This is a genomic window from Proteus sp. G2609, from assembly GCF_963896135.1.
In the GTDB taxonomy this organism is placed as follows: Bacteria; Pseudomonadota; Gammaproteobacteria; order Enterobacterales; family Enterobacteriaceae; genus Proteus; species Proteus mirabilis.
The window spans coordinates 162,390-173,631 of sequence record NZ_CAWQNB010000041.1 but is presented as its reverse complement, the minus strand read 5'-3'; the positions used below and the strand labels follow the sequence as shown (position 1 = coordinate 173,631).

The 11,242-nt window shown below is 42.1% G+C and carries 17 protein-coding genes and 1 pseudogene; 17 read left to right on the top strand and 1 reads right to left on the bottom strand.

Annotated features, from left to right (window positions below):
- The 6 genes and pseudogenes from AACV01_RS16165 to AACV01_RS16145 all read left to right on the top strand — a co-directional run.
- A pseudogene (locus tag AACV01_RS16165) lies at window positions 1-166 on the top strand (M15 family metallopeptidase); the annotation flags it as partial.
- Window position 167: 1 nt separating this feature from the next.
- Complete coding sequence (locus AACV01_RS16160; RefSeq protein ID WP_161683274.1) at window positions 168-545, top strand: hypothetical protein; 378 nt, start codon at window positions 168-170, stop codon at window positions 543-545.
- Window positions 433-687 (top strand): Rz1-like lysis system protein LysC, encoded by a 255-nt coding sequence (lysC, locus tag AACV01_RS17910; protein WP_161683270.1) that lies wholly within the window; start codon window positions 433-435, stop codon window positions 685-687. Before AACV01_RS16160 ends, lysC begins: the two co-directional genes overlap by 113 nt.
- A gap of 447 nt (window positions 688-1,134) precedes the next feature.
- Entirely contained in the window at window positions 1,135-1,713 is a 579-nt protein-coding gene (locus AACV01_RS16155; protein WP_074561830.1) for a BRO-N domain-containing protein, read from the top strand.
- 199 nt (window positions 1,714-1,912) lie between these two features.
- The gene (locus AACV01_RS16150) at window positions 1,913-2,071 is read left to right on the top strand and encodes a hypothetical protein (RefSeq protein WP_202611886.1); all 159 of its coding nucleotides are present in this window, start codon (window positions 1,913-1,915) and stop codon (window positions 2,069-2,071) included.
- A gap of 124 nt (window positions 2,072-2,195) precedes the next feature.
- Window positions 2,196-2,414: a hypothetical protein gene (locus tag AACV01_RS16145; RefSeq protein ID WP_126656366.1), complete on the top strand. Its 219-nt coding sequence runs from the start codon at window positions 2,196-2,198 to the stop codon at window positions 2,412-2,414.
- Between the two features lie 95 nt (window positions 2,415-2,509).
- Here the strand turns inward: AACV01_RS16145 and AACV01_RS16140 are convergent, their stop codons facing one another.
- On the bottom strand, window positions 2,510-2,740 hold the full coding sequence (locus tag AACV01_RS16140) for a hypothetical protein (RefSeq protein WP_161683268.1): 231 nt from the start codon (window positions 2,738-2,740) through the stop codon (window positions 2,510-2,512).
- Between the two features lie 26 nt (window positions 2,741-2,766).
- Between AACV01_RS16140 and AACV01_RS16135 the strand changes: the two genes are divergently transcribed.
- From AACV01_RS16135 to AACV01_RS16085, 11 genes are all read left to right on the top strand, one after another.
- Window positions 2,767-3,333 carry a terminase small subunit gene (locus AACV01_RS16135; protein WP_161683266.1) on the top strand — a complete coding sequence of 189 codons (567 nt, stop codon included), beginning with the start codon at window positions 2,767-2,769 and terminating at the stop codon, window positions 3,331-3,333.
- Window positions 3,330-4,904: a terminase gene (locus AACV01_RS16130; protein ID WP_161683264.1), complete on the top strand. Its 1,575-nt coding sequence runs from the start codon at window positions 3,330-3,332 to the stop codon at window positions 4,902-4,904. The genes AACV01_RS16135 and AACV01_RS16130 overlap by 4 nt, the downstream gene beginning before the upstream one ends.
- Window positions 4,904-6,274, top strand: a complete 1,371-nt coding sequence (locus AACV01_RS16125) for a DUF4055 domain-containing protein (RefSeq protein ID WP_161683262.1) — start codon at window positions 4,904-4,906, stop codon at window positions 6,272-6,274. Before AACV01_RS16130 ends, AACV01_RS16125 begins: the two co-directional genes overlap by 1 nt.
- On the top strand, window positions 6,271-7,392 hold the full coding sequence (locus AACV01_RS16120; RefSeq protein WP_161683260.1) for a phage minor head protein: 1,122 nt from the start codon (window positions 6,271-6,273) through the stop codon (window positions 7,390-7,392). The genes AACV01_RS16125 and AACV01_RS16120 overlap by 4 nt, the downstream gene beginning before the upstream one ends.
- Window positions 7,393-7,503: 111 nt before the next feature.
- A complete protein-coding gene (locus AACV01_RS16115) occupies window positions 7,504-8,265 on the top strand; it encodes a hypothetical protein (protein WP_161683258.1) in 762 nt (253 codons plus the stop codon).
- A 13-nt stretch (window positions 8,266-8,278) separates the two neighbouring features.
- A complete protein-coding gene (locus AACV01_RS16110) occupies window positions 8,279-9,232 on the top strand; it encodes a major capsid protein (RefSeq protein WP_161683256.1) in 954 nt (317 codons plus the stop codon).
- Between the two features lie 2 nt (window positions 9,233-9,234).
- Entirely contained in the window at window positions 9,235-9,519 is a 285-nt protein-coding gene (locus AACV01_RS16105; RefSeq protein WP_161683272.1) for an Ig-like domain-containing protein, read from the top strand.
- A 38-nt stretch (window positions 9,520-9,557) separates the two neighbouring features.
- Window positions 9,558-10,037 carry a DnaT-like ssDNA-binding protein gene (locus tag AACV01_RS16100; RefSeq protein ID WP_161683254.1) on the top strand — a complete coding sequence of 160 codons (480 nt, stop codon included), beginning with the start codon at window positions 9,558-9,560 and terminating at the stop codon, window positions 10,035-10,037.
- Between the two features lie 41 nt (window positions 10,038-10,078).
- Entirely contained in the window at window positions 10,079-10,390 is a 312-nt protein-coding gene (locus AACV01_RS16095; protein WP_237585045.1) for a hypothetical protein, read from the top strand.
- 1 nt (window position 10,391) lies between these two features.
- A complete protein-coding gene (locus tag AACV01_RS16090; protein WP_161683250.1) occupies window positions 10,392-10,844 on the top strand; it encodes a hypothetical protein in 453 nt (150 codons plus the stop codon).
- Window positions 10,841-11,242 (top strand): phage tail terminator-like protein, encoded by a 402-nt coding sequence (locus AACV01_RS16085; RefSeq protein WP_161683248.1) that lies wholly within the window; start codon window positions 10,841-10,843, stop codon window positions 11,240-11,242. The genes AACV01_RS16090 and AACV01_RS16085 overlap by 4 nt, the downstream gene beginning before the upstream one ends.

Below are 11,242 nucleotides of genomic sequence, written 5' to 3'. Positions count from 1 at the left end.
ACAACGCCTAGCTGTGGATTTCAACCTATTTAAAGACGGTAAATATCTAACAGCATCAAGTGACCATAAATTGCTTGGTGAATATTGGGAATCTATCGGCGGTACATGGGGCGGTCGTTTCAATGACGGTAATCACTACTCGTTAGAGCACAATGGCGTTAAGTGATATGAATACGCTAACTAAGGTATTAGCTGGACTACTGGCAATATCTGCATTCTGGCTCTGGTGGGTAATAGATGACTACGACAAACTGAGCAAAGATTACAACACAGCAACCAATCAGTTATCTCGCCAGCAAGTCATTACAGAAAACGCCAACCGTACATTCAAGATTATCAACAATGTCTCATCACTTAATAGCGACGAGCGGAATAGGTCAGCCGTGGATTCTGAAAAAGTTAAAACAGTTATCAAAACTGTTCTTATCAATAATGATTGTGCCAATACTGCTATTCCTAATGACGCTCTTATCAGGATGCACGACTATTCAGAAAGAATACGTGCCAGTGGAGCACATAGCGATACCGGCACACCTAACCGCTAATTGTCTATTGCCCTATATACCCGAACAAATGACATGGGGAGAATCGTTAATGTTAAACATCTCCCTGTTATCGGTTATTGAGCAATGTAATTCAGACAAGAAAGCAATACGGGAAATTGAACAACAACGAGCCCCTAAGTAATTAGGGGCTTTTTAATGGATAAATATCATGGCAGCACAAGGTTTCGATAACCCAACTCAATTCCGTGAAGAGCTGGATAAAAGCATTCCAAAAGAATAAAAAAAGCCCAGCACGGGAGGCTGGGCAATACTAGCAAGATATCAATCAAAGTGTAGCGATAGCTACTTAGTATAGCTTAAGTAAATATATATATCAGCAATTAGATAAGTCGTTTATCCATTAAGGAGGTCGATCCCTATCTTGACTGCTAGGAACAGACTAGAAGTGGCTTAGCTGTGTATCGTTAAGCTGCGAACTCTACGCATTTCACTCTGTGCATTCACCGCGCAATTAAAAACACTCACAGAACCTTACAGAAAGTCGAACCTGAGAAAAACCGTTAATGGTGTTTTCTGTGGGGCGGTTATTTCTGGTGAACAGGTTCGCTTTTCTATAAGGAAATACACCATGAGCAAATCATTAGTTTTTAATGGTCATAAAGTCACGCCTATTGATAATCAAGATGGGAAAATTTGGCTTACCGCTGAACAATTAGCTGAATTGTTAGAATACAAAGACGTTAAGCAGGTAAATAAAATATACCAGCGACACAATGATGAATTCACTGAAACAATGACGACCAAAGTGACGGTCTCGGGAAAATCAATAGGTTATGAAAACTTAACCAAAGAGCTTCGTTTATTTTCTCTTAGAGGAGCTTATTTAATTGGGATATTCTCTCGGACAAAAGTGGCTAAAGACCTTCGTATTTGGTTGCTTGACTTAGCTGAAAAAGAATCAAACATTGATGTAGGTTCAATAGATATCACTCAATTTGCACAATTAACCGGACAGAAAATGCACGATATGATTGAAGTCTTTAATAAAGCGTCATTCATACATCGAGGACAGAAAGGAAGCGGATTAATGGCTCAACGAAAGAGAGATATAAAGAAAGTAAAGGAAGCGACTGCACTAGCTTTAAAACTGACGCAATTCTCTATTCCTGACCTAGGGGGTTTTCCAGATGGAGAAGAGCCAGCATGAACCACGAACAATTCATAGAGCAGAACGTACTAGCCGAGTTAAAAAAGCTCGGCTTTTCTTTGCCTGTTTGTCGTAGAGCAAGTTACATGGCGGTAGATCATTATCGCCGAAGCTCTCAAGCAAGTAGAAAAGGGCGAATGTTTGACGACTGCTTACATATTGCCAAAGTGTGGGCAAGTAAGTTTGCTAAGGAGAAAGTATGACCAAACAAGAAAAAGCAAACTTATCCATTCTCCATCGTCAATTACAGCAATCACTTGAATACTTACACTGTGGCAGAGTTAATGATGGCAGGATAGTTGCTGAAATCGTCGAGCGCGAGTTAGGCAAGTTAGTTAACAAACAGAAAACCAAATAGGCCCTAGTGGCCTTTTTTATTGGGTGGAATATGTGATCTCTATGGCAGTTATCAATATGGTAGTTTGAATTTTATTAATTAGCCCAGATAACTATTAAACATTTGTTTTTATCTGGAGAAAGTTATGCTGAATGGTTATATGGATTTTGATAAGCTTGAGGGTGAAGATTACATCAAGGCTCGTAAGCGACTACTTGCAGTTCAGGCCGCTCTTGAGATTGCAAAAGCGTCTGCTTCCAGTAGTTCCTCGACAACAGGCGCGAAGATGGCTGGTGATCTTAGCTGGGCAAAAGAAGAGGTAAGCAAACTAGCTGATGCAATTCAAGAAGCATTAGAAAGCTGAATATATTAATACTAGGCCACCAAAAAAGGTGGCTTTTTATTTACATAAACTATTACTAGAATAATTTTAGTCTAATCTTATTGTAGAGTAGAAAATTAAATTGATTTTCCATCAACCATAACAGATGTATTTGCATTACTGTTAGGGATATAAATTTCCACTTTTTTCCCTGAGGCTGTTATCACTGTTATTGTTACTGAACTAGGTGGTGCACCAGTATCATCACCAGTAAATGCCTTAACGATTTCTGATGAGGTTTTGTCATCGTCAATAATTGGCATTAAATCACCATTAACTAATCCCGCATGAATTGTAAGATTTCCCATATAACACCTTTATTAGAGATAAATAAATGGCACTCACCGACAAACAAGAAATGTTTTGTCGCGAGTACCTCATCGATTTAAACGCTACACAAGCGGCTATTCGTGCGGGGTACAGCGAGAAAACTGCTAACGCACAAGCAAGCCGATTGTTAGTAAATGTTAACATCCAAAATAGAATTCAAGAACTTAAATCAAATAGGAATGAGCGTGTTGAAGTAGACGCTGATTATGTGCTCAAGCGCTTAGTTGAAATAGACCAAATGGATGTATTGGACATACTCAACGAGAGTGGCGATTTAAAGCCTGTAAGGGATTGGCCTAAAGCTTGGCGTACAACATTAAGCGGTTTAGATGTCATGTCAATTTCTACAGGTGAGGAAGGAACCGATACTTTACTCAAAAAAATAAAATGGCCTGACAAAGTTAAGAACCTTGAGCTTCTTGGTAAGCACGTCAAAGTGCAAGCATTCAAAGAGCAAATTGAGCAAAAAGTCGAAGCTACACATAACATTATGCCCGTTCCATCTTGTGACAATGTGGATGACTGGGAAAAGGCTGCGCAACAGCAACAAGGTGAGGTATTAGGTGGATGAATTACAACGTAGTATGGAAACCTTTGCCCGGCTCTCAGTCTTTATCACTAAGTTGTCCGTGTAACGAAATATTGTATGAAGGAACACGCGGCCCCGGTAAAACAGCGGCTCAATTGGCGCGTTTTAGGCGCAATGTTGGAGTGGGTTATGGCACATTTTGGCGTGGTGTTATATTTGATACAGAATATAAAAACCTCGCTGACATCATCACACAATCGAAGCGTATGTATCGCCTGTTTAAAGATGGTGCTCGTTTTCTTGCTTCTGCTTCTGAATTACGTTGGGTGTGGCCGACAGGTGAAGAACTGTTGTTCCGATTTGGTAAAGAAGCAGATGATTACTGGGATTACCATGGTCAAGAGTTCCCATTTATTGGATTTAACGAATTAACCAAGCAAAAATCAGCCGATTTTTATGAAGCGATGTTCTCCTGTCGTCGTTCGTCATTCCGCCCCGAAGACTATCCACTTGAAAATGGTTCGCTGTTAAAACCTATCCCTTTAGAAACATTCAGTACTACGAATCCATTTGGTATTGGTCACACATGGGTAAAGAAAAGATTTATAGAGCCAGCTCCTCGTGGAACAGTTATTCGTGAAACGCAAAAAGTCTTTAACCCACAAACTGAACGTGATGAGGAAATTACATTAACTCGCGTCGCTATTCATGGCTCATTCAAGGAAAACCCTTACTTAGATCCTCAGTACATTGCAACATTGATGGGTATCAAAGACCCAAATCGTCGCAAAGCGTGGGTAGAGGGTTCTTGGGATGTGACGAGCGGTGGGCGTTTTGACCACCTTTGGAATGCAACGCATCACGTTATTAAACCGTTTCAGATCCCCGACAGTTGGATTGTTGACCGCTCCCATGACTGGGGAGAATCAAAGCCATTTTCTAACCTGTGGTGGGCGCAATCAGATGGCACGGAAGCTACATTACCTGATGGGAGGAAATTCTGCCCTCCTGCTGGCTCCTTAATTTTGATAGGTGAGTGGTACGGCTGTCCTCCTGATGAGCTGAATAAAGGGTTAAACATGTCATCAACCAATGTTGCTAAAGGAATTAAGTGGATTGATGAGCGTTTAATTGGAGTTGATTCCGTCATCCCTAGTGAAATTAGTAAGGACGGAAAGACTCAGGGGCAATTAAATATCATGCCGGGTATTTGTAAAAAGGTAATTAAAGGGCCTGCTGATAACGCTATTTATACACCGAGCGATGATGAAGACTCTATCGCCCAAAAAATGGAAGCTCAAGGTGTTGGCTGGATGAAAGCAAACAAGAACCCAGGTTCACGTATTAACGGAGCGTCTTTATTTGCTGACATGCTTGAGGCGGTGATTGAGGGTAAAAAAACAGAGTCAGGCATGCCAGAAAAACCTGCTTTCTATGTATTTGATTATTGCCGAGGGTGGATTAGCCGTGTACCTGTTTTAGTTAGAGACTCTAAAAACCCTGATGATGTGGATACTGAGCAAGAGGATCATGATTGGGATGCTACTCGCTATCGTGTATTGCATAAACCTATCCGCCCAGCATTCGAAATTAACCTAGGAACAACCTTCTGATGAGTACAACAAATGTAGATTTCACTCGACCGGAGTATAAAACGGCTGCTCCTCAGTGGGAGTTAGTGCGCTCTGTTTGTCGAGGTGGTGAAGATATAAAAAGCTATCTTCCTGAGCTTGAAGAGCAAGATAGTGAGCGTAAAAAGAAGCGCAATAAAGATTATCAAGACCGTGCGGTGTTCTATCCAATAACGGGCAATACTCGCAACGGCATGATAGGGATGGCATTTAAAAAAGATCCCTTAGTTGCTGTTGTCGAAAAGCTGTCGTGTTTAAAAGACGATGCTGACGGGGCGGGTTCAAGTATCTATCAATTGGCCCAGTCTTCACTTGAGTCGGTATTAGAGGTAGGGCGACACGGGCTATATGTTGATTACAATAGTGATTCTAAACTTCCGTACATATTTCAATATCGAGCTGAAGATATCATTAATTGGCGCACTGACCGCATAAATGGTCGCACTATGTTAACGCTGGTGGTATTGCGTGAGACAGTCGAAGAAGAGGACGGGTTTGGATTTAAAGACGCAATTCAATACCGTGTATTGGCGATAGAAGAAGGTAAGTTTATCTGCCGCGTGTATCGCAAGCCCAGTGGAAGTAGCGTTTTTGAAATTTCTTCTGAGTATATACCTGCGCGTGCTGGTAACGGTGTGTGGAATGAAATTCCATTTACATTTATTGGTGCACAGAATAATGATCACACTATTGATGAGGCCCCACTGCTAGGGTTAGCAAAAATCAACCTAGGGCATTATCGAAACTCTGCTGATTATGAAGATTCTGTTTTCTTCTGTGGGCAAATACAACCTTATCTAGGTGGGCTAGAAACAGAATGGCGTGACTATCTAGAAAAGAAAGGCGTTATGGTTGGTTCTCGCTCGCCAATTATGTTGCCAGAAAAAGGTTTCTTTGGTTACGCTCAGGCTCAACCTAACATGCTGGCAAAGGAGGCAATGGACAGTAAGCGCGATTATATGGTTGCGCTCGGTGCTCAATTGGTTTCTGCTGATAGCAAAGTTAAAACGGTTATTCAGTCTGTCGGTGAACAGAACGCACAAACCTCTATCCTGAGCATCTGTTGCTCTAACGTTTCCGATGCATGCAGTAAATCGCTAACATGGTGTGCTGAATACTTAGGTTTAGACACGAAAGATATTTCTTTTGAAATTAACAAAGACCTCGTTAATCACATTGCCGATAGTTCGATGATCCGTGAAATCGTCGCAGCATGGCAATCTGGCGCAACGCGTAAATCTGATTTGGTTCGTAGTTTGCAAAAATATGATGTTATCGACCCCGCTGATGATGTTGATGTGGTGGTGGATGAGCTTAATAATCAAGAGCCAACAATGGTAGGTGAGACATGAGATCAGTGAATGAGCGGTTAATGGATGAATTGATTGCTCACTCCCTGTTTTCTGGTCGCTATTCTACAGGGGTGGCGAGACGCATGATAAAAGCTCTTAATGAGTTTGATGCTGAATTAACTGCTTCACTTATTGTTGCCTTAGATGATGCCTCTATCGATGTTAATAGCTTCACTGCAAGGAGATTGGAGTCGTTACTATCCAGCGTTAGAAGTATTAATAAGCGAGCTGTTGATAGCGCTTTTTCTCTACTGACGGAAGAAATGAGAGCGCATACATTATATGAGGCTGGTTATTACCCATCCCTTTTTGATTCTCTACTACCTGATGTTGTTCTACGCAAATATCCACTAATGAGCATTACAGAGGAAATGCTATTTTCCTCAGTTATGTCTCGCCCATTTCAAGGGAAATTACTTTCTGAATGGGCAGATGGATTAGAATCAGATCGCATGACACGCATAAATAACGCTGTTCGGAATGGTTATTTAAATGGTGATAGTGCGGTAGAAATCGGACGTAAAATCAGAGGGCATGCAAACCAAGGTTATAAAGATGGCGTATTGCAACTAAGCCGAGCTAATGCGACGACAATAGCTAAAACTGCCATTAGCCATTTACAAGCAACAGCGCGAGATCAATTTGCTGATGCCAATAAAGACATTCTTGATTGTAAGCAATGGTTATCTACCCTCGATAATAAAACATCTCACGATTGCATTATTCGGGATAGGTTGAGATACACGCTGGAAGGTAAGCCTATTGGTCATAAAGTTCCTTACCTACAAGGCCCCGGAAAAATCCACTTTAATTGCCGATCAACAGAAACGCTGGTTACCAAATCATGGCGTGAATTAGGCATTGATTTAGATGAGATGGATGCAGGAACGAGAGCATCAATGGACGGGCAAGTGCCAGCGGATACTAATTTTCTTGACTGGATACAGCGACAACCTGAGTGGCGACAGCGACAGGTATTTGGAGAGACAAGGTTCAGGTTGATGAAAGAGGGCGGTATGCATCCATCCGAATTTTACACGGACAAAGGTGAGTTTATTTCTCTCGAACAACTCAGGGAGATAGACAAGCAGGCATTTAGAGAGGCTGGATATAGCTAATCAATAAACCATTTAACAAGGTCACCTCGGTGGCCTTTTTTATTAACCGAATTCAGCTCAGGGCTGATTTATCACAACGCGCAAGGCGCATTCAATCCCAAGGGGAATTACATGTTATTTATGAATATCGAACGCAAATACTATTCACAGGCTGATGATGGCTCGCAAGGTGGGGGGGGGGGAACACCGGAAATCACTCCAGAAATTCAAGCTATTATCGACCAGCAGGTTTCAGGGCTAAAGGCTAAAAACAGTGAGTTGCTAGGCAAGCTCAAAGAGCAAAACGATAATCTCAAGCGTTTTGATGGTATTGATCCCGATGCTGTACGTGGAATTCTCAAACGGTTTGAAAATGATGAAGAAGCCAAGTTAATCGCTGACGGCAAAATTGATGAAGTCATTAATAAACGTACTGAGCGCTTACGCAATGACGTTGATAAACAACTGAAAGAAGCCAATAGCCGAGTGGAAAGGGCTGAGGCGTTTGCAAATAAATTCCGTGCTCGTGTATTAGGCGATGAAATTCGTTCCGCAGCAGGGAAAGCGGGTGCATTAACCAGCGCTCAAGAAGATTTAATTTTACGTGCCAAAGGCATTTTTCAGATCAACGATGAAGGTCAGGCCGTAGCCGTTGATGAAGATGGCAATCCAATCATGGGCAAGGATGGTCGCACGCCATTATCACCTATTGAATGGATTGAATCCCTAAAAGAAAGTGCTCCTCACTTATTCCCCGCAGCCTCTGGTACAGATGCAGGGAAACATAAACAAGGTGGTGCGCATCTTAAACGTTCTCAAATGTCCGCAAGTGATAAGGCTGATTATATTCGCCGATACGGGCGTGACGCATATTTAAAACTTCCAAAAGAGTAAGGAAATATAAGCAATGGCTACGACGACTAATAATGATTTAGTAATTTATAACGATTTAGCACAAACTGCGTTTTTAGAACGCCGTCAAGATGATTTGGCATTATTCAATCAGGCATCAAATGGCGCAATTGTGCTGGATAACCTTTTTATTGAGGGGGACTTCCGTAAGCGTGCATTTTACCAAATCGGCGGCTCGATTGAGCATCGTGATGTAAACTCCACAGCATCCGTAGAGAACAAAAAAATCGGCGCGGGCGAATCTGTTGATGTAAAAGCACCTTGGAAATATGGTCCTTATGCAACGACAGAAGAAGCATTTAAACGCCGTGGACGTGATGTATCGGAGTTCTCTGAGCTGGTGGGTACCGATGCGGCAGATGCTTCACTAGAGGGTTATATCAAATACTCTTTAGCTGCTTTAGGTGCCGCTATTGGCAACAACAAAGAAATGGTGGTGACTGCGGATATTGCGACAGATGGTAAGAAAACGCTGACCAAAGGTTTACGTAAATACGGCGATAAATTTAACCGTGTAAATCTGTTCGTTATGCACTCCACAACCTACTTCGATATTGTTGATCAGGCCATTGATAACAAAGTGTATGAAGAAGCGGGGGTGGTTATCTACGGTGGGCAGCCTGGCACATTAGGTAAGCCCGTACTGGTAACAGATACAGCGCCAGTAGATGCTATCTTTGGTTTAGTGCCAGGAGCTGTGACTATCACTGAATCCCAAGAGCCAACTTTCCGCTCTTATGAAATCAATGACAAGGAGAACTTGGAAATTGGTTATCGTGGTGAAGGCGTGGTTAACGTTGGCGTTCTGGGCTATAGCTGGGATGAATCAAAAGGCAAAAACCCTGATTTAACACAGTTAGGCACCTCAGGTAACTGGAAGAAGCATTTCACTAGCAACAAATTAACCGCTGGCGTCATGATTAAACTGACTGCCGAAGAGGGAAAGTAACCCTGTCAGCGGATAAAACGTCCGCTATCGCTGACAGTACAGATACAGTAACGATCACTCTTAATTACACCAAGGGTAGCTCTCCAGTCGAAGGAGCTACCGTTAATTGGTCTACAACAGGTGGTAAATTAAGCGTTACTTCATCTAAGACGGGCAAGGCTGGTGGTGCGACAGTGAAATTAACTTCTGACGCTCAAGGTGAATTTATTGTCACCGCCACTGTTGATGGTATTGCGCAAAATACTGATGCAATTACATTCACAGAAAAAACTTCTCCAGACGAGTAATTTAAGGGGCTTTGCGCCCCTCTTTTTTTGAGGTGAGCATGATTGATCCTGATAAGAACTCTCCAACATTTAATAGCTACGCTAGCGTGGGTGATTTGAAGAAATACGCTGATGATAGAAATATCACTTTACTAGATAGTGGGTTAGAAGCATTGCTAATCACGGCAATGGATTATCTTGAGTCGCAGAAATGGTTAGGTAAACGAACCAATCCAAACCAGCCTTTATCTTTCCCACGCTCAGGGTTATCTCGTGACGGCGTTACTATCCCAAGCGATCAGATACCAAAGCAATTAATCCAAGCTCAATGCCGTTTAGCGATTGAATCAGTAGAAAGTGACTTGCAGCCCACGTTAGGCGCTGAAATCACCTCTGAGCGAATTGAAGGCGCTATTACTGTGCAATATGCCGAAGGGACTAACACAGGTGCGCCAAACTTTCTTTGGTTAAAAGGTTTATTGTCTGGCTTGATTGATGTCTCGGATGGATTTGCTATTAATACATTTTCAGTGAGGTAGTGATGAATATTTATCAGCGAGGACAGAGCACAGCACTGCGGATGCTGAAAAAATATGGCGTTTCCTATCAGGCTAAGCGTGATGGTAAGCATTGGGTTGATGATGAGGGGCAGGAACACTTTGAGCCAGAAACGTTATTTTCTGTTACCGGAGTAAAGACGCAATATAAACCTTACGAAATCGACGGCACGCTTATTCTCTCTACGGATATTAAAATGATACTTCCTCCAGATACTGATATTCAGAAAGGGGATAAGGTGCTTGTCGATGGCGTTTGGTTGCGCGTTCATGAGCCGAATCCTGTTAAACCCGCTGATATTATTATCTGCTATCAGTCTCAACTGAGGGCGTGACATGTCAGATCAGTTTATGAGGTCAATTAACTTATTTATCGATAAATCCAATGCAGATATTGAAACGGTTGTAAGAAAAGCCAGTATTCAAATACTTGCTAGGCTCGTTGATATGTCACCCGTTGGTAATCCTGATGTATGGAAATCTAAATATTCTCCTCCTGGCTATACTGGAGGTCGCTTTAAGGGTAACTGGCAGGTTTCATTTGATTCGCCAGCAGATGGTGAGATCGAGAATATTGATAAAGCCGGTAATATAACGAAGTCTCAGGGTAATGTTGTTATTGAGCAGTTTAAAGTGGGAATGAACGCCATCTATTTTACAAACAACGTGCCTTATGCTTACCGCCTCGAAATGGGGCATTCGAAACAAGCACCTAACGGTATGGTTGCTGTGACTGCTGAGGAATTTAGTCAGTTTTTCAACTCTGCCGTATCGGAAACTAAATCATGAATCAGTCGACAATTAATGCTGAAATACGAAAGCTGTTGGCGAGCATTGGCAAAGATTTAAGCCTAAAAGTCGCATGGCCCAATCTCCCTTTTGACGATATTAACGATCCCTATCTTCAACTCCATATTATGCCAGCAGAAACGGATAACATTGGGTTATCTATGGATATGCCTGTTTATCGTGGTGTTATTCAAATTAACGTGGTTGGCAAAGTAGGGGGTGGAGACTCGCAACTATCAACGATTGTTGATGATGTTAAATCCAAATTGGAGAACGGATTAACATTAGGAGAGGGAGTCTACATTAACGGAGAGCCTAGCCAATTTCCATCAATTTCAGATGAAACAAATTATACCATTCCTATTCGTGCATCCTATCGATGTAACGCAATCCAATAA